Below are 17,433 nucleotides of genomic sequence, written 5' to 3'. Positions count from 1 at the left end.
TATCGAGATGGGTCACGGCCATGGGCACGGCGTTGCGGAACAAGCTGCGAGTGCATCGGGTAAACATGTCCGCAAATTATGGATAGCCGTCGGGCTCGGTCTGGTCACGTTCGTCACGCAAGTCATCGTGGGGTTGTCCACGTCATCGCTCGCCCTGCTCTCCGACTCCGCACACGTCTTCACCGATGTGTTCGGCATCCTCATGGCATTGACCGCTATCTTGCTTGCGCAAAGAGCGCGATCGCGCCCGGATCGCACGTTCGGTATGTACCGGGCGGAGGTGTTCGCTGCCTTGTTCAATGCCCTACTCCTGTTCGGTGTCGCCGGATGGGTTCTCTACGAAGCTCTCGGTCGACTTTCCGATCCGCCTGAGGTCCCTGGACTCCCGGTGAGCATTGTCGCTGTCGTCGGCCTCGTGATGAACATCGCGGCATTCTTGCTCCTTCGCAGCGGGGCGAAGGAAAGCATCAACGTCCGGGGCGCCTATCTCGAGGTCATGGCTGACATGCTCGGGTCCGTTGGAGTCCTGATCAGCGGATTGGTCACACTGATCTTCGGATGGCGGTACGCGGATCCGGTGATCGGTGTTGCGATCGGCTTGTTCGTCCTACCGCGTGCCTACAATCTCGGCCGCCATGCCCTGCGGATCCTGCTCCAGCACGCCCCCGCCGGCGTGAGCATCACCGAGGTGACGCAAGCCTTGCAGGGGATCCCCGGGGTCAAGGACGCCCACGACCTTCACATCTGGACGCTCACATCGGGCATGGAAGTTGCGTCGGCGCATCTGACGATCGACGAGGAGTCCGATCCGACCAAGGTTCTCGCTGCTGCCCAGGATCTGTTGGCCACCCAGTTCAATCTCGTTCACGCGACCCTGCAGGTAGAACCCGCCGCGGGTGACGGGCGTTGCCAGGAGCTTCCGTGGTGAGTACCAACGAGGTGACCACGAACGACAAATCCCCCCATCGCAAGAAACGAATTCTCTTCGCTACGACGGTGCTCGTTTCGGTCGTCGTCGCCCTGACGATTGAGCCCGTTGCGCGGAAGCACCTGTCCGGGGCCAACGAGATGGATCTGGGCGTCGTCAGTTTGAGGCTGGCTTACAACAGTGGTGTCGCCTTCAGCCTGGGCAATCAGCTGCCGAGTGCCGTCATCATCGCCTTTACCGGCCTCGCCACCATGGGAATCGCCGTATACGCCTGGCGGAGTGTCCCGCAAAGTCGCGGGGTGGCCGTGATCGGTTTCGCTCTGATTGTCGCCGGAGCTGCCTCCAACGTGGTCGACCGAGCCCTCGACGGGAAGGTCACCGACTACTTCCACACCGGCTGGTGGCCCACCTTCAATCTTGCCGATACCTACCTCACCTGTGGATTCATCCTGGTCGCCGTGTCGCTGCTGTTCGAATCCGCGCGCGGGTCCGAACGTGAGATTCAGCGTCCGCAATCCGTGTGACCTGATTCGAGCGAGGAGGGAGCCGGAGCGCTGTCGACAGGGAAGCAGTCCATCTCTGCGAACTTCTGCGGTTCGAGGTGGCGAAACCACGACGCCCCACTCGTCGAAAATTTCCGCGGTCCGCCTGTTTTCGGTCGAATGCGTTCGGATAGTTTGGGGGCTATGAAAATAAAGTTCGGCATGACAAACTTTGAGGTGTGACTCTTTTGACTGCCAGGAATGTCGATGCTTCGGTCGGGTGGCCATGAGCGCACCGTCGCGGCGACAATTGTTGATCGGTGGGGCGCTCGCCGGATCAGCCGGACTCATGATGAACGCAGGAAGAGTTGCGGGCGCATCGCCTACCGAGCATCCCGGAAACACCAACCCGGGTACCGCCGCACCTGACGGAGACGGCGGAGTCCGTCACGGCGGCACGAGCGGTGCGACCTTTCGGGCCGGTCAGCAGGTGAACCACACTGCCAACGGGTTTCATCCCACGGCAATGCTGCGTGACTTCGACTACGGGACGACTTCCGAATTGCCTGACGGTCGAACGCTACGCGAGTGGGAGATCTTCGCAGCCGACGAGGAGATCGAGGTAGCACCCGGAGTCTATTTTCCCGCGTGGACCTTCAACTCCCGCATTCCAGGTCCCGCCTTGAGATGCAGTGAGGGAGACCGGCTCCGGGTGCGGTTCGTCAACGGTTCCGCGCACCCTCACACGATGCACTTTCACGGAATCCATCCCGCTGACATGGACGGAATTCCCGGGGTAGGTCGGGGCATCATCGAGCCGGGCGAATCATTCACTTACGAATTCGATGCAACCCCTTTCGGATTGCATCTCTATCACTGCCACGTCAATCCACTTGCAGAGCACATTGCCCGCGGCATGTACGGCACATTCATCGTCGATCCAGCTCAGGGGCGCCCGGCGGCTGACGAAATGGTGATGGTGATGCACGGCTACAACACCACATTCGACGGGCAAGGAAACCAGCTCTACGCGGTCAACGGCATCCCGTTCCATCACATGCACGAACCGGTACAGGTGAAACGAGGCGAGCTGGTTCGCATCTACCTGGTCAACGTCCTCGAATACGATCCGATCAACAGCTTCCACGTGCACGGGAACTTCTTCGACTACTACCCGACCGGGACTCGGCTCGAGTCCAGCGAATTCACGGACACGATCATCCAGGCCCAAGGTCAGCGCGGAATATGCGAACTGCGCTTTCCCTACCTGGGCAAGTACATGTTCCACGCCCACAAGACCGAATTCGCCGATCTGGGCTGGATGGGATTCTTCGAGGTGACCGAATGACCGGCACCCCAGATCCTCCCTCTCCTACGAGCACTCATGAGAATTCCTTTGACACTGCGGGTTCCGCGCATACAGAGTCCGATCAAACAGGCGCATCTCGCACCGGCCTTTGGCTCCGAGGCGCCGCAGTACTCGCGATCATCGTCATCGCCCTGACTGCGCTGGCAATGCTCGCCGGACAAAGCCTCCCCGAACGCACCGGCCCACCGATCGAGAACATCTCCGTCGAACGAACGGCCCTCGAACCAGGCCGAATCACGTTGACGCTACGCAACACCGGCCCCGACGCGGTGACCGTCGCGCAAGTTGCCGTGAACGACACATTCGTCGATTTGGTAGGCGCTGCAGATCCCATCGGCAGACTCGAGTCCCAGACGATCACCCTCGACTACCCGTGGATCACCGGACAGCCGTACCTCGTCTCGATGCTCACCTCCACAGGGTTGGTCATCGAACACGAAATTCCCGCTGCCGTAGCAACTCCCGTCCCGGGAGTGGCGTTCTTCGGCTTGATGGCTCTATTGGGCACATACGTCGGAGTCATCCCGGTCCTGCTCGGGATGCTCTTGCTACCTGTGATGCGGGGCGCCGGCGTCAGGGCAGTCAGATTCGTGCTGGCCGTCACGGTCGGTCTGCTCGCCTTTTTGATCTTCGACGGCACGAGCGAGGGGTTCAAGCTGGCAGCAGCCTCGAGCGGAGCCTTCGGCGGCGGCACTCTCGTCGTTCTCGGCGCGGCGATCGCCTTCCTGACGCTCACGTGCATCGACCGCTACCTACGCGGAAGACGCCCAGCCGGTACGACAGGTGCATCCGAACTCAGACTGGCACTGATGATTTCCATCGGCATCGGATTGCACAATCTCGGAGAAGGCCTCGCGATCGGATCCGCGTATGCGGTAGGTGAGCTTGCGCTCGGCGCGTTCCTCGTTATCGGATTCACCCTGCACAACACAACAGAGGGACTCGCGATCATCGCACCGTTGGCTCGGCGACGTACCCCCCTGTTGACCTTGTTGGGGTTGGGATTGATCGCGGGTGCGCCGGCAATTCTCGGTGCTGTTATCGGGGCGGGCGTCGACAACCGTGAAGTATCTGCGTTGCTGCTCGGAGTCGGGGTCGGCGCAATCATCCAGGTCGTCATCCAAATTGCACCGTCCTTGCGCACACAAGGCCGCTCGGATCTGGATCCGATGGTTCTCGTCGGCGTCGGTGTCGGAATACTCCTGATGTTTCTCACTGGTTTGGTGGTCCCCGCATGAGCACGATCGATCCATCCGACATCAAGGTCGGGCGCAGAACGGTCCTCCTCACAGCCTGCGCGACAACTTGTCTCGCCGTTGCCGGATGTAGCACCCAGAACAACAGCAATGCACCCGGCGTAACCCTGGGCAGTGCCGAGGTTCCGATATCAGCGGTTCCTGTCGGCGGCGGAGTCATTCTGGCGGACGAGCAAGTCGTGATCACCCAGCCGCAGGAAGGCGTGTTCCAAGCCTTCTCTGCGGTATGTACCCACCAGGGATGCGTAGTCTCCGAGGTCAGCGATGGAACGATCAACTGCCCATGTCATGGCAGCCGATACTCCATCGTCGATGGCTCGGTCGTGCAACGACCTGCTCAGAAGCCACTGCACAGCTACGCCCTTTCTCGCACCGCGGACACGATCATCGTCAACTAAGCCGGAGAACGGCACTTCCGAACTGGGACAGCTATCTGCGAAGGTTGTTATGGAACAGTGCGTTCGGCGGCGCTGAGGAAGTGAGAGATGTGTATTCTGCACAACCCGAGTTCTCGGCGTACGGCCCATCGCATTGGGCAGCCATCGCTCTGTTTGTCGCGGGTTCGGTGTTTCTGATCTGGGCGGGACGTAGACAGACCGAAGCGCAAGCTCGCCACCTCAGCCGCGCCCTCGGCGGAATACTGGCGGTGATATACGGCTCGGCGGTGCTCTACTCGCTGTCCTCACCCACGCTAGGAGGATCCGTACCCTTACAACTCACCGATCTCGCGACAGTGTCCGCGATCTACGCATTGTGGTCGCACCGACATTGGCCGTTCGCCCTCACCTACTACTGGGGGCTTGTATTGAGTACGCAGGCGTTGATTTCACCGGCTCTGGCCGGGCCCGACTTCCCCGGTTACGAGTTTCTTGCCTTCTGGGCGATTCACCTGTTTGTCGTCTGGGCCGCGATCTATCTCACGTGGGGCCGGAGAATGCGACCTACATGGCGCAGCTACCGCTTCGCGGTACTGGTCACGCTGACATGGGCGATAGTCACTTTCATCTTCAATCGCATCGCCGATACCAATTACGGCTTTCTCAACGCCAAACCTTCCACCGCATCGCTGCTGGACCTGATGGGTCCGTGGCCGGTGTATCTGTTTTCTGGGATGACAATCGTATTCATCATCTGGGCTCTGATGACGTGGCCGTGGGAGAGAGACGGAATTCTCGACAAGGACGCCGCGCAACCCGTGGTCTAGCCGTCCTCGCTCGACCTCCGCACCCCTGGCATGGACCGACCGCTTTTCAGCAACAATCTGCACAGTCCTGCCCAATCGAGCTACCGGGCAGCCGAGTGACAGGCAAGCGAGAGCAGCAGATGTGATACTCAACCGGCATGTAGATGCAGGCGGCGTTGCACACTCCGATCGGCGACTCGCGAAGACTTTCAGTTTCACCCGCTCCAGTTCGTCTGCACGTACATCCCCGACGGTGACCGCTCTGCTGTGAAGCCGCTGATCCCGAGCCCTCAAGAACTCACTGCAGGAGGACGTGACACCAGCCCACGAATAATTTGCCAGTTACAGCGGGAATCACGTCTCAGCAGATTCACTCTGCACTCGAGCTAAGGGGTTGCTTCGAGTTGCTGATCACATATGGCGGATCGATTGCCGAAAAATGCTTCGATTGGCGGTTCAGAAAATCAGGAATCCGCTGCCGTTCGGCGTTCGAGCAGGACTGTGTCGCGCCAGATCCCGTCGAGTTGGGCGATCTTCTCGCGGATCCCGATGGTGCGGAACCCTGCCGAGTGATGCAGGGAGACGGAGGCGCGATTTTCAGGGAAGATCGACGTCTGCAGGGTCCAGAGCCCATCCGCGTCCGCTGCCATGACTTGCTTGCGTAGCAACGCTTTTCCGACACCTCGCCCGCGCATCCCGTCGGCGACATAGACGGAATTTTCGGCGACTCCGCGGTAGCAGTCCCGCCCGGAGGTCGAACTCAGGGCAGCCCAGCCGACGACGACATCGTCGATGGTGGCGACCCAGCGATGATTCGGCAGCCACTGCGCATCGAGATACTCCCGGCTGGGGACTTCGGTGGTGAAAGTGGCGTTGCGCGTGGCGATCCCTTCGCCGTAGATCCGCAGAACGGCGTCCCAGTCGTCATCGGACATGACCCGGACGGCGACATCGTCAGGAAGATCGCTCGGGCAGCACGGCCGCGGCGCGAGAACTCCCATCACGATGTCGGCGGCCTGCGGCAACGCGACGCAGCACGTCGGATTCATCGCGACAACGGTGCTGGTCCCCTCTTTGCGCAGGCTGACGAATCCCACATCGGCGAGCTTACGTACATGGTGGGAGACCGTGGGCTGCCCGATCCCCAACGCCTCGGCGAGAGCCCCGATCGTGATGCCGCCAGCAGCGCTCGCGACGCGGTGCAGCAGCCGCACCCGCATCGGTTCGGCCAGGCACGCGAACCACTGCGCGTAGGTGTCGGCGTCAGCTTGCTCGAGCACATTCGAGTCGACCGCACCTGGGTCCGAATCGCCGACGCGCACCGTCGGGGTCTGCAGCGATGTCATGCACACACTATATCGACCTTCGTCGATGGTTGCATTCATCGACTGATATCGATACAGTTCGAATTAAAGATCGATCATTGTCGATGAAAGGAATTTGTGATGACCGAACTACCCGTTGTCGTGATCGGAGCTGGACCGATCGGCCTCGCCGCCGCCGCGCAACTGCGCGAACGAGGACTCACGCCGCTGGTGCTTGAGCGAGGCGCCGTCGCCGGTACGGCGATCGCCGAATGGAATCACGTCCGGCTCTTCTCCCGCTGGTCCGAACTCGTCGATCCCGCCGCGCAGTGTCTGCTCGAGCAGAACGGGTGGAGCGCTCCCGACGTAGATGCGTACCCGACCGGACAGCAGTGGCGTCAGCTCTACCTCGAACCCCTCGCCGCCGCCCTCGGTGATGCGGTGCAGTTCGACACCGAGGTGATCGGCGTCGCCCGACGTGGCCGCGACCTGGTCGTCGACGCCGGCCGCGATACCGAACCTCTCTCCATCCACCTGCGCCGCGCCGACGGCAGCGAGGACCGCGTCTTCGCCCAGGCCGTCGTCGATGCTTCCGGCACCTGGGGCACCCCGAACCCGCTCGGCGGGGAAGGACTGCCCGCCCTCGGCGAGAGGGCTGCCGCTGCCGCGATCACCTACCGTGTGCCCGACCTCGACGACGAGGCGATCCGTGCCCAGTTCGCCGGGAAACACACCGTCATCGCAGGCAGCGGCCATTCCGCACTGACTGCCATCGTCGCGCTAGCCGGACTCGAAAAGCAAGCCCCCGGTACGCGCATCACGTGGGCTGTTCGCCGCGGGGCTATCGGTTCCGCGTTCGGCGGCGGTGAGTCGGACGAGCTGCCCGCTCGCGGCGCACTCGGACTCCGCGCGAAGAAGGCTGTCGACGACGGACTTCTCACCGTGGTCACCGGTTTCCGCACCGCCGCCGTCGAATCCGCCGACAATGGTCAGCTCGCACTGGTCTCCGATGCCGGCACCCGGATCGAGAACGTCGACAACGTCGTCACCTTGACCGGATTCCGCCCCGACTTGTCGTGGCTGTCGGAAATCCGACTCGGCCTCGACCCCGTGCTGCAGGCCCCGACACAGTTGGCGCCTCTGATCGACCCGAACGTCCACTCCTGCGGCACGGTCTATCCGCACGGCGCGAAAGAACTTCGCCATCCCGAACCGGGTATGTACCTGGCGGGGATGAAGAGCTACGGCCGCGCGCCGACGTTCCTGGCGATGACCGGGTACGAGCAGGTACGCAGCATCGCCGCCGAACTCGCCGGCGATCACGAGGCCGCCGCCCGGGTGGAGTTGATCCTCCCGGAAACCGGAGTCTGCGGCGGCGCTGGTGTTTTCGACGAACCCGATACCGCGGAATCCGAGGGTGGCTGCTGCGCCGCACCTGCTCCGGAGCTGATCTCGCTGTCCAGTCCCTCCGGCAGTTCCAACTCCTGCGGATAGGGCACAGCCGATGACGACCATCGAAGATCCGCCTCGCCCCGTCAGCCTCGATCCGTCGGGGCTGCGGCGGGTCCTGGTGGCGCTGTGTCTGACCGAAATCACCAGCTGGGGGATTCTGTACTACGCGTTTCCCGTTCTGTCGGTAGCCATTTCCCGCGATACCGGATGGTCGAGCGCTGTGATCGTGGCGGCGTTCTCGGTCAGCCAACTCGCCGCCGCCGCCGTCGGCATACCGGTGGGACGGATCCTCGATCGCCACGGGCCCCGCTGGGTCATGACCACAGGATCTGTACTCGCTGTACCCGCACTGGTGGTCATCGCGACAGCTCACACCCTCCCACTGTTTTTCGCGGGTTGGGTGTTCGCCGGAATCGCGATGGGCGCGGTGCTGTATCCACCGGCATTCGCCGCACTGACTCGCTGGTACGGCGACAACTACGTCAAAGCACTGATGATTCTCACCCTCGCCGCGGGTCTGGCCAGTACCGTCTTCGCGCCGCTGTCTGTCGCTCTGGCCGATCGATTCGATTGGCGCACAACCTACCTGATCCTCGCGGTCATACTGGCTGTGATCACCATCCCCGGACATATCTGGGGTTTGCGTGGCGGATGGCCCAACCCCGACCGGCTACCCCATGCGCAGCCCGGCGACTATCACCGCACCTCCCGCAGCATCCCATTTCTTGCTCTGCTCGTCGCCCTCGCTGCAGCTGCCTTCGCCGCATCCGCCGGCGTCTTCAACCTCGTACCGCTGCTGATCGAACGCGGTTTCAGTCCCAGCCTCGCCGCACTCACTCTCGGATTGGGCGGCGCCGGTCAGGTCATCGGCCGCATCTTCTACCTACCGCTCGCAGCGAAAACCAGTGTCCGCGTACGCACGGTATCGGTCATCGTCGTTGCCGCCCTGAGCACCGCGTGGTTAGGTCTGGCGAGCTCGGCGGCGGCGTTGATCGGCATCGCCGTCGGCGCCGGACTGGTCCGCGGCATCTTCACGTTGATACAGGCCACCGCCATCACCGACCGCTGGGGCGGTGAACACTACGGGCGCCTCAACGGGCTGATGTCCGCGCCGATCGTCATCGTCATGGCCTTGGCGCCGTGGGCCGGCGCCGTGCTTTCCACCTGGACCGGTACTTACGCCCACGCCTACCTCGTCCTTGGAGCGATCGCCCTGGTCGGCGCGGTGATCAGCGCAGCAACCATCCCCGCCCTCCGCACCATCACAACGATTCCGATCACTTCCTGACCGAAAGAGAACTCTCATGACGCACTACGACGCGATCGTCGTCGGGGGCGGTCAGTCCGGCTTGGCCGCAGCGCATCATCTGCGCCGCCAGCGGCTCGACACCGCAATCGTCGAAGCTGGTAGCGAACCTGTCGGATCCTGGCCGCAGTACTACGACAGCCTCACTTTGTTTTCACCAGCAAAGTACAGCTCCCTCCCCGGTTTACCGTTCGGCGGCGACGGTGACCGCTATCCCGGCCGCGACGAAGTCGTCGACTATCTCCGGCGTTACGCGAAGACTCTCGATGTGGATTTCCACGTCAACGAGCGAGCCGACACGGTCACCACCAGCGAGGGCCAGTTCACCGTCCGGACCGACAGCGGATCCATCTTCACTGCCCCTCGAATCATTGCCGCCACAGGAGGATTCGGCACTCCCCACATTCCCGCACTGAAGGGGCTCGATGCCTTCACCGGGACTGTTGTGCACGCCGCCGACTACCGCGAACCCACCACCTACACGGGGCAGAACGTCATCGTCGTCGGAGCCGGGAACTCGGCAGTACAGATCGCTGCCGAGCTCGCCGAAACAGCCGATGTGATCCTGGCCAGCCGAAAACCCGTGACATTCGCGCCGCAACGCCCTCTACGTCGCGACATGCATTTCTGGTTCAAGTACACCGGAATCGACACCCTCCCGATCGGGCATCTCCTCTCGCGGCCACCGACGTCGCCGGTGTTCGACACCGGCCGCTACCGCGCCGCGCTCACCGCCGACGCACCGCAACGCCGCGCCATGTTCACCAAACTCGAAGGAAACCAAGCCTTCTGGCCCGGCGGCACCACAACAACCGTCGACGCGGTCATCCTCGCCACCGGATACACCCCCAACCTGGACTACCTCACAGAACTAGGGGCACTCACCGACACCGGCCGTCCCCGCCACAAGAAAGGTCTGTCCACCACCCACCCCGGGCTCGGGTACGTGGGACTGGAATGGCAACGAAGCCTCTCGTCCGCGTCCCTACGTGGGGTGGGCCGCGATGCACACCATGTCGTCCGGACTCTCGGAGTCTGAAACCGACGTGATGGCATCGTCTACCGAAAGTCTCGTCTCCTCAAAGCTTCACCCACCCACATTTGCAGATGTGGTCAATGGTCAACCGCAAAGTCTGTCTACAAGCCAACCATTGGCCATCGTGCATTTTCCCGCCCAGTACCTCAAAATTCCGTCCAGGTATCCGGACATGTACAGCGCGGACGTTTTCACCCGCATGCTCACGTGATCGGCGCGTGATGCTCCCCCACGCCCGAGCGGGAGCGCGCGGCCGATGTCGACTTTCACTGCCCTCGGCTCGTCGAATGTCCTGATCACGGGGTGATCGGGCCAGCGTTCGGTCCAGTGGTCAGTGTTGATCACTGTGCAGCCCTCAATGGCGGTGTCGATGCGAGGGCGGTGTCGTCGACGGTCGCCCAGCGGAGCTGTCCGCTCTCGTCCCGGATCTCCAGGCTGCCGGTGCGTTGTTGAAATCCTTTGCCGACGGCCGCGACGTCGAGCCGAACCCCTGTCACACGCCCTCTCCCCGCCGTGAGTCCTGTGTATCCGGCCACCCGCGACGAGATCCGCAGATCCGGACCGTCCCATTGCCCTTCAGTGACAATCAACAGCGATCCCTTACTCCTCGCACGCGCGGCCACAGCCCTTCCGCGAGAGGGCGTTACAGCGCCACCAGAGAGGCCCAGGACAACCACGTCGAAACCCTCCAACAGAATTGCGGCGCAGTCGATTCCAGCATCCTTGGGCTGCGGCACGAGCGCGACCTTCGCCAAGTCGCCCCCTTGCTCGTGGAAGGCGAGAAGTCCGAGACCGGGCATTCCGATCACCGCCACGTGCCCACCGGCAGCGGTGACGGTGGCGAGTAGGCCGATCAGGACCGAGGCTGCGCCGTCGACACTGACGACGGTCCCTCGTGCCAACCCCCCGCGTGGGAGCAGATCACCGATCGGCTCCGGAACGGGAAGCATCCGGAGAGTCGATTGCGCGGTGGCCACGATCGGAGTTGGCTCACGCTCGCCTACGGGTTTGAGCATCACCGACGGAGTAGCTGGTTCGGTGCCGTCCGCGCGGGCAGGGATCGAGGCCATCTTGCGGCGTAGCTGTTCGAGCTTTTCCGCCTTGGTCAGCACTGTTGTTGCTGACGAGTGGGGCTTTTGGTTCATCGTCGCCCCGCTTTCCTGGATCCGCACGCACTTCCCGCCCACCAGGATACTCGAACACAGGTTCGATAAAAACAGAGTCGGGAGCGGTTGGGTTTTACGCCGGTCCAGCGATCGGCTCCAGCAAACTCGGATCGTTATTCCTCGGAGAGTTCACCGCGGTCGAGACTTCGTACGGTTCGAGGTGCGACTCCGGAACGGAGTTGATCATGGCCTGGACTTCACCTTTGTCGGTGAGATTCGGATCGAGCCAGTGTTCCCAGAACGATTCAGGCAGAATCAGCGGGGACCTGTCGTGTATGTGTCCCAAGGAATCTGAGGCTGGCCGAGTCAAGACTGTGCAGGTCCATACCCACTTGTTCGGATCATCTTCGGGCAGTTCAGGATCGGGCCACAACTCGTAGAGCCCGGCCATCGCGAGAATGTCGTCCTCGCCGTGAAGAAAATAGGGAACCTTCGACCCTGCTTCACTTTTCATCCACTCGTAGTATCCCGTGGCCGGGATGATGGCACGCCTTTTGGAAGCACTACTTCTGAATGAGGGCTTCTCCGTGACGCTTTCACTGCGGGCGTTGATCAGCTTGGACGCCATCTTCCGGTCTTTTGACCAAGCAGGGAGCAAGCCCCATTTGACCGTCCTGAGCTGGCGCTGGGGCTCGGCGCCGGGTTCCTCGCGTGGGGTTCGTTCGAGGATCACGCGGACGGGCTGAGTGGGTGCGACGTTGTACGACGGGGGCAGTTCGTCGCCGACAGTCTGCATCGTGTCGAAAAACGACTGCAATTCCTTACCTGAGCTTCGGTTGGCGTAGCGCCCGCACATGGCCTGACCTCCTCGTAGTCGGTTCCTATCCCATTGAACAGCGTGGGTCCTACTTCCACGCTCGCATGGCGTGTGATGATCTCAGCAAATACATCACAAGCAGGGAAAGGGGTTGTGCGATCAACGGTCCCCGGCCGGCACCTGCCGATGTCGCGTTGGCGGTCGCGTCCGCCACAGTCCTCGGTGTCACGGTCGGGGTTCTCCTTGCCGAAGTGGTGGCCGGCGTTGTGGTCGGAGCCGGCACCGCGGTTGTCTTCCGTTTCGTACTGCGCTCGATCATCACCCGAAAATGACCTTCTTTGCTGGTCAGCAGCGCGGAATAAGTTCGCGCATCGTCTCGTTGTAGAGGCTGTCGGTGTTCGGTTCTTTGCCCCGGGTACCACCCCAGAAATGCCGCTTCGAGCGGCCACTTGCCGAGAGGCGCAAGACGGGCACCGACCCTGTGAAGCCGCTGGACACCCTTTTCGGGGCCGGCGGCTTCGTCATATCCGGTGGCGATCAGTGGCGGCCGGGGAGGTCGACTGGCGGATGTGCAGTATTCGAAAGGTGCTGTATTCCGGCCGACGATGGAGACTAAATCATGCGCCAACGCAGTGAGGACCGAACTTCAGTCGACAAAGCCAACAGGGCGCTTCGGTGGCTACTGCTGGGATGGAGCGTGGGCAATGTTGCTGTGTGGTGGATCCACCTCGCCCGACGCAGCAGTCGTGAAGTCCAGGTTTCGCTGATAAAGCCCAGGACCCTTCGGTGAACGCACCTGGATTGATATGGGAGGCTTCCTCGCGTATTGCTCGCTGGCATCCCTCCTGGCCATTCTGGTTTGGTACATCCTGGCTCGTAGATGATCCCGTCGTTTACTTAGGCTGCGGAAACGGGCTCCAATACAACCACCAAATTGTCCATCAGCGAATCTTTCTGATTTGCACTGTTGCAGTGACTCAGTGACGACCCGGTACGTTGACCTCATCGGCGGTCTTGTCGTTGCGCAGCCCTCGAAAGGATGGGTGCCGAAGGCTGCCACCGGTGTACTCGCGGTATTCCACGTCGCAGACAAGGATCGGCCTCGACCAGGATGCATTGCGGGTGACCGCTCGCGGCGGCTCGATAGTGAACGGGCTGATCGGCTGATGGAGTTCGACGAGCTTGTCTCGTAGTTCGCGCCGCTGTCGATCGGTCAGACCCGTACCAACGTTTCCGATATATCTGAGGACCCTTGAATCGTCGTGAGCGCCGAGGATCAACGATCCGACTCCTCCTGCCGCACCTCCCGAGCCGGGGAGGAAGCCGCACACTACGGCCTCACAATTAGCTCTCAGAGGCGTTTTGATCCAGTCGCGAGATCGCTTGCCGGACTGATAGATCGAGGAGATGTTCTTGGCCACGATACCTTCCAGATGGTGTTTGCGCGCCACCTCGAGCATGGTCGGTCCGTCGACGTTGAGCCAGTGCGGTGGGACTTTGATGCGCGGGTGTTCGAGACTGAGATTGGCGAGCGCCTCGCGGCGCTCGAGATAGGGCAGATCGCTGGTTGATGTGCCGTCGATGTCGAGGACGTCGAACACGTAATACGAGGTCACGGCCTCGTTGCGGAGCTGTGCGGTGGGTCTGAGCACGTGCATCCGGCGTTGCAACAGGGAGAAGGACGGCACACCGTCCGGTCCGAGGGCGACGATTTCCCCGTCGAGGACGGTTTCTCGGTGTTCGAGCACCGAGCGGAGTGCATCGACGATCTCGGGGAATGATGCGCTGATGTTGTTACCGTTGCGCGACCAGAGCATCGGATGCACGGAACCTGTTGTTGCTATTGCTCTTTGGCCATCCCATTTCGATTCGAAGGCCCTTATCTGAACTAGTGCGTGGCGACTCGAAATCGAAGTGGGCGATTCTCTATATATCCGCTCGGCTCATCTTTCGAGTGCGACCGACGTGCGGGGTCGTTCGACAATGGGCCGCCGGCGAGCCTCGCGAGCCCGGTCAACGCGTCCGCGGTGCCGTCGATCGCGCCGAGCGCGCCCGGGCCGGCATGCAAGGTGGCGGTGAGGAAGGTCGGGAGCAGGCTGGTGACCAGTTCGTGGCTGGCGTCGCTGAACAGGGACGCCCCACCCACACCGAGCACCCCCGGGGTCAACCATCGACCGTCGGTCGGCTCGGGAGTCTGAGGATCGACCCGCCGGTATGGCTCTGTCACGCGGAGAGCCCGTATGGCAAGCGGACGTTGGCATCGGCGATCTCGATGAGGCGGTTGTACTTCGCGACGCGTTCTCCGCGTGCGGGTGCCCCGGATTTGATCTGCCCGCATCCTGAGGCGACAGCGAGGTCGGCGATGAAGGTGTCGTCTGTTTCACCGGAGCGGTGCGAGATCATGGCCGCGTATCCGGCGTCTCGGCATATTTTCAGCGCTTGGAGGGTTTCGGTGACGGTACCGATCTGATTGACCTTGATCAGTGCGGCATTGCCGACGCCGGCTGCGATCGCGTCGGTGATGATGGCGGGGTTGGTGACGAAGTTGTCGTCGCCGACGATCTGGATGCGATCGCCGAGAGTGGCGGTGAGTTGTTTCCACCCGTCGAGGTCGCCTTCGCCGAGTCCGTCTTCAATGCTCCAGATCGGGAATTCGTCGACCAGGTCCTCGTATCGGCTGATCATGTCAGCACTGGTGATGCGTTGCCCGGCCACTTCGTAGGCGCCATGGGTGTGGAATTCGCTGGCAGCCGGGTCGAGGGCGATGGCGACACCGTCGACGCCGGGGGTGTAGCCGGCTTTGGTGATCGCATGCACGAGCAGGGTCAGCACTTCTTCCGGCCATGCGACCTCCGGCGCGAATCCGCCTTCGTCGCCGAGGCCGGTCGCCAGATTGCGTTGTTCGAGTGAGCTTCTCAGGGCCGAGTAGATTTCTGCTCCCGCCCGCACTGCTTCGGCCATGGACGGCGCCCCGAGTGGTGCGATCATGAATTCCTGGAAGTCCAACGCGTTTGGGGCGTGGCGGCCCCCGTTGAGAACGTTGAAGTGCGGTACCGGCAGCCGCGGTTGCACACCGTCTGGGACCAGCGAACGCCACAGCGGGAGTGCGTGGGCGGCAGCGAACGCGCGTGCAGCGGCGATGGATACCCCGACGATCGCGTTGGCACCCAATCTGGATTTGTCGGCAGTGCCGTCGAGTTGGATCATCACCGCGTCGACATCGGCGAGTGTGTCGAACACCCGCCCGGTCAGCGCATCGGCGATCGGTCCGTTGACGTGAGCGACAGCCCGGGAAACACCGCGGCCACCGAATCGTGCTGCGTCGTGATCACGCAACTCCACCGCCTCGCGGGTGCCGGTGGAGGCGCCGGAGGGGACTCCGGCGTAGACCACGGTGCCCTCGCGCAGGTGCGCGGTCACCGAGAGAGTCGGGTTGCCCCGTGAGTCGAGGATTTCCACTGCACGGATAGTCGAGAATGAGACAGACATCGATTCCCCCTCAGGGATGTGGTTGTCGCTGACCGAGCATCCGCATCCTGTGCAGGGGTGTCCCGGCCAGCACTGTGTGCTGGGCCAGGGACCGTTGGCATGGCGTGCCCACCGGGCGCGCAATGCGGTTGTGGCGAGCCCCACCGCCATCTTCGTTCTCCACGCTACTCGCCGAACTTCGGCGCGTCGTCGGATATGAAACCCTGCCCCGGGGCGGCGCGGAAGACAGCGAGACCGCGTACACGCTATATTCGAAAAAGAACAGGCGATGGATCTCCGCCTAGGCACCCTCTGGAGGGTTGTCTGAACCGCCCCACTCCGGGGCTGATGGCTCCTTCCCACCGTGGAAGGAGTATGTCCGTGACACGTAGGCCCGACCCCGCCCCGACACTGCCGGTCGATCCCGATTCCGTTCCCCGTGAGTCCGGCCCGTTGCATGTTCGCCCGTCTGCGATCGCCGCTGTCGCCGCTGGTGGCCTGCTCGGTGCGCCGCTGCGCTACGGATTGGGGGTGGCGTTTCCGACCTCGGCGGGACAGTTCCCGTGGACGACGTTCGCGATCAACATCGCCGGCGCCCTGTTGTTGGGGTGCCTACTCGAAGCATTGACCCGGCTCGGTGACGACGCCGGATGGCGCCGACGACTCCGACTCTGTCTCGGAACGGGAGTGCTCGGATCCTTCACCACCTACAGCACACTCGCCGTCGACACCGATCTCCTCGTGCGCGATCACCACCTGGGCAGTGCCGCCCTGTACGCGGTAGCCAGTGTGATCGCCGGTCTCCTCGCCACGACCGCCGGTATCGCAGTGGGCGCGCAGGTACGGACCCGACGTGTCGAGGTCTCACGATGATCACCGTGTGGATTGCCCTCGCCGGCAGCGTCGGCGCAGTGGCCCGCTTCGTTCTCGACGGCGCGATCCGAACCCGGCGCAGTACCGAATTCCCGTGGGCGACCGTCGTCATCAACGTCACCGGCTCCCTGATCCTGGGTCTGATAGCAGGAGCTGTCCTCTTCCACAGTGCTTCCCGTGAACTGCAGTTGATCGTGGGCGTCGGGTTCTGCGGCGGGTACACCACCTTCAGTACCGCCAGCTTCGAAACCGTGAGATTGATTCAACGACAACGCTACTGGCCTGCGCTGGGGAATGCGGTCGGCACCCTCGTCTTGACGGTGACTGCCGGCGCCGCCGGCCTCGCGCTGGCGGGTCTGTGAGGAGAACACGATGAGCAAAGACCACCGAAGCGCATTCACCGGCAACCTCCGATCACTGCCACCACTGCACATCGACGGACCCCGGGCGCACCCGCCGAACTGTCATCTGGTGGTCGGATTCGACCGCAATGCCGGATCGCACTCGGCGTTGAGGTTCGCCGTGGAATTCGCGCAGCACGTCAACGCCGCCCTCCACGTCGGGCACAGCGTCGACCCGAACGATCTTCCCATCGATCCCGACTCTCCCGACTACGAGAACGACTTCGCTGCCGGCCTCGAATCCGAACGCATCGACGCGTGCCGCATTCTCGCACCGCTTCCCGGGAACTGGTCCTACGACTGCACTCAGGACGATCCGATGCACCTGTTGACCTCGATCGCCGAACACCACAACGCACTGATGATCATCATCGGCACACCACGTCGCGGGTTCATGTCGATGCTCGAACGCATGTCCGGCGAATCGGTGTCCGCGCACCTGATTCACCGTA

The 17,433-nt window shown here is 62.6% G+C and carries 20 protein-coding genes and 1 riboswitch; of the genes, 13 read left to right on the top strand and 7 right to left on the bottom strand.

Annotated elements, in window-relative coordinates; all coding sequences use genetic code 11:
- Window positions 1-7: 7 nt before the first annotated feature.
- From G8767_RS26755 to G8767_RS26730, 6 genes are all read left to right on the top strand, one after another.
- Window positions 8-928 (top strand): cation diffusion facilitator family transporter, encoded by a 921-nt coding sequence (locus G8767_RS26755; protein ID WP_003944635.1) that lies wholly within the window; start codon window positions 8-10, stop codon window positions 926-928.
- Window positions 925-1,452 carry a signal peptidase II gene (gene lspA / locus G8767_RS26750; RefSeq protein WP_011331644.1) on the top strand — a complete coding sequence of 176 codons (528 nt, stop codon included), beginning with the start codon at window positions 925-927 and terminating at the stop codon, window positions 1,450-1,452. The genes G8767_RS26755 and lspA overlap by 4 nt, the downstream gene beginning before the upstream one ends.
- 244 nt (window positions 1,453-1,696) lie before the next feature.
- A complete protein-coding gene (locus tag G8767_RS26745; RefSeq protein ID WP_011331645.1) occupies window positions 1,697-2,758 on the top strand; it encodes a multicopper oxidase domain-containing protein in 1,062 nt (353 codons plus the stop codon).
- A complete protein-coding gene (locus G8767_RS26740) occupies window positions 2,755-4,017 on the top strand; it encodes a metal transporter (RefSeq protein ID WP_011331646.1) in 1,263 nt (420 codons plus the stop codon). The genes G8767_RS26745 and G8767_RS26740 overlap by 4 nt, the downstream gene beginning before the upstream one ends.
- Window positions 4,014-4,433 carry a Rieske (2Fe-2S) protein gene (locus tag G8767_RS26735; protein ID WP_011331647.1) on the top strand — a complete coding sequence of 140 codons (420 nt, stop codon included), beginning with the start codon at window positions 4,014-4,016 and terminating at the stop codon, window positions 4,431-4,433. Before G8767_RS26740 ends, G8767_RS26735 begins: the two co-directional genes overlap by 4 nt.
- A gap of 89 nt (window positions 4,434-4,522) precedes the next feature.
- Complete coding sequence (locus G8767_RS26730) at window positions 4,523-5,239, top strand: TIGR02206 family membrane protein (protein ID WP_003944610.1); 717 nt, start codon at window positions 4,523-4,525, stop codon at window positions 5,237-5,239.
- A gap of 443 nt (window positions 5,240-5,682) precedes the next feature.
- Here G8767_RS26730 and G8767_RS26725 read toward each other — a convergent pair whose 3' ends face one another.
- Entirely contained in the window at window positions 5,683-6,564 is an 882-nt protein-coding gene (locus tag G8767_RS26725; protein ID WP_037131630.1) for a metalloregulator ArsR/SmtB family transcription factor, read from the bottom strand.
- 99 nt (window positions 6,565-6,663) lie between these two features.
- Here G8767_RS26725 and G8767_RS26720 point away from each other — a divergent pair, with 99 nt between their 5' ends.
- Genes G8767_RS26720 through G8767_RS26710 form a run of 3 tightly spaced genes read left to right on the top strand, consistent with a single transcriptional unit; the run spans window position 6,664 to window position 10,319 of the window.
- Window positions 6,664-8,016 (top strand): NAD(P)-binding domain-containing protein, encoded by a 1,353-nt coding sequence (locus G8767_RS26720; RefSeq protein ID WP_003944612.1) that lies wholly within the window; start codon window positions 6,664-6,666, stop codon window positions 8,014-8,016.
- Between the two features lie 10 nt (window positions 8,017-8,026).
- Window positions 8,027-9,262, top strand: a complete 1,236-nt coding sequence (locus tag G8767_RS26715) for an MFS transporter (RefSeq protein ID WP_011331649.1) — start codon at window positions 8,027-8,029, stop codon at window positions 9,260-9,262.
- Window positions 9,263-9,278: 16 nt separating this feature from the next.
- Window positions 9,279-10,319, top strand: coding sequence for an NAD(P)/FAD-dependent oxidoreductase (locus tag G8767_RS26710; protein ID WP_003944645.1), 1,041 nt, complete (start codon window positions 9,279-9,281; stop codon window positions 10,317-10,319).
- A gap of 81 nt (window positions 10,320-10,400) precedes the next feature.
- On the opposite strand, the gene G8767_RS26705 is transcribed toward G8767_RS26710, so the two are convergent.
- The 3 genes from G8767_RS26705 to G8767_RS26695 all read right to left on the bottom strand — a co-directional run bounded on the left by G8767_RS26705 (window position 10,401) and on the right by G8767_RS26695 (window position 12,278).
- Window positions 10,401-10,661 carry a hypothetical protein gene (locus G8767_RS26705; RefSeq protein WP_003944643.1) on the bottom strand — a complete coding sequence of 87 codons (261 nt, stop codon included), beginning with the start codon at window positions 10,659-10,661 and terminating at the stop codon, window positions 10,401-10,403.
- Window positions 10,658-11,461, bottom strand: coding sequence for a hypothetical protein (locus tag G8767_RS26700; RefSeq protein ID WP_003944658.1), 804 nt, complete (start codon window positions 11,459-11,461; stop codon window positions 10,658-10,660). Before G8767_RS26700 ends, G8767_RS26705 begins: the two co-directional genes overlap by 4 nt.
- A gap of 94 nt (window positions 11,462-11,555) precedes the next feature.
- Window positions 11,556-12,278 carry an SOS response-associated peptidase gene (locus tag G8767_RS26695; protein WP_003944653.1) on the bottom strand — a complete coding sequence of 241 codons (723 nt, stop codon included), beginning with the start codon at window positions 12,276-12,278 and terminating at the stop codon, window positions 11,556-11,558.
- 65 nt (window positions 12,279-12,343) lie between these two features.
- On the opposite strand from G8767_RS26695, the gene G8767_RS26690 reads away from it, so the two are divergent.
- Window positions 12,344-12,571 (top strand): hypothetical protein, encoded by a 228-nt coding sequence (locus G8767_RS26690; RefSeq protein ID WP_037131601.1) that lies wholly within the window; start codon window positions 12,344-12,346, stop codon window positions 12,569-12,571.
- A gap of 645 nt (window positions 12,572-13,216) precedes the next feature.
- On the opposite strand, the gene ligD is transcribed toward G8767_RS26690, so the two are convergent.
- Genes ligD through eno form a run of 3 tightly spaced genes read right to left on the bottom strand, consistent with a single transcriptional unit; the run spans window position 13,217 to window position 15,728 of the window.
- On the bottom strand, window positions 13,217-14,122 hold the full coding sequence (gene ligD / locus G8767_RS26685) for a non-homologous end-joining DNA ligase (protein WP_080552816.1): 906 nt from the start codon (window positions 14,120-14,122) through the stop codon (window positions 13,217-13,219).
- 5 nt (window positions 14,123-14,127) lie between these two features.
- The gene (locus G8767_RS26680) at window positions 14,128-14,466 is read right to left on the bottom strand and encodes a hypothetical protein (protein ID WP_042926035.1); all 339 of its coding nucleotides are present in this window, start codon (window positions 14,464-14,466) and stop codon (window positions 14,128-14,130) included.
- Window positions 14,463-15,728 carry a phosphopyruvate hydratase gene (gene eno, locus G8767_RS26675; protein ID WP_042926033.1) on the bottom strand — a complete coding sequence of 422 codons (1,266 nt, stop codon included), beginning with the start codon at window positions 15,726-15,728 and terminating at the stop codon, window positions 14,463-14,465. Before eno ends, G8767_RS26680 begins: the two co-directional genes overlap by 4 nt.
- Window positions 15,729-15,983: 255 nt before the next feature.
- Window positions 15,984-16,072, top strand: a riboswitch (Fluoride riboswitch).
- A gap of 10 nt (window positions 16,073-16,082) precedes the next feature.
- Here eno and G8767_RS26670 point away from each other — a divergent pair.
- From G8767_RS26670 to G8767_RS26660, 3 genes are all read left to right on the top strand, one after another.
- On the top strand, window positions 16,083-16,580 hold the full coding sequence (locus G8767_RS26670; RefSeq protein WP_042926031.1) for a CrcB family protein: 498 nt from the start codon (window positions 16,083-16,085) through the stop codon (window positions 16,578-16,580).
- Complete coding sequence (gene crcB, locus G8767_RS26665; RefSeq protein WP_042926029.1) at window positions 16,577-16,942, top strand: fluoride efflux transporter CrcB; 366 nt, start codon at window positions 16,577-16,579, stop codon at window positions 16,940-16,942. The genes G8767_RS26670 and crcB overlap by 4 nt, the downstream gene beginning before the upstream one ends.
- Window positions 16,943-16,952: 10 nt before the next feature.
- A partial coding sequence (locus tag G8767_RS26660; RefSeq protein WP_166812801.1) for a universal stress protein occupies window positions 16,953-17,433 on the top strand: 481 nt, incomplete at its 3' end.

The organism is Rhodococcus sp. IC4_135, from assembly GCF_011602025.1.
GTDB classification, from domain to species: domain Bacteria; phylum Actinomycetota; class Actinomycetes; order Mycobacteriales; family Mycobacteriaceae; genus Rhodococcus_F; species Rhodococcus_F baikonurensis.
This window is presented reverse-complemented; position numbering and strand designations above follow the sequence as displayed.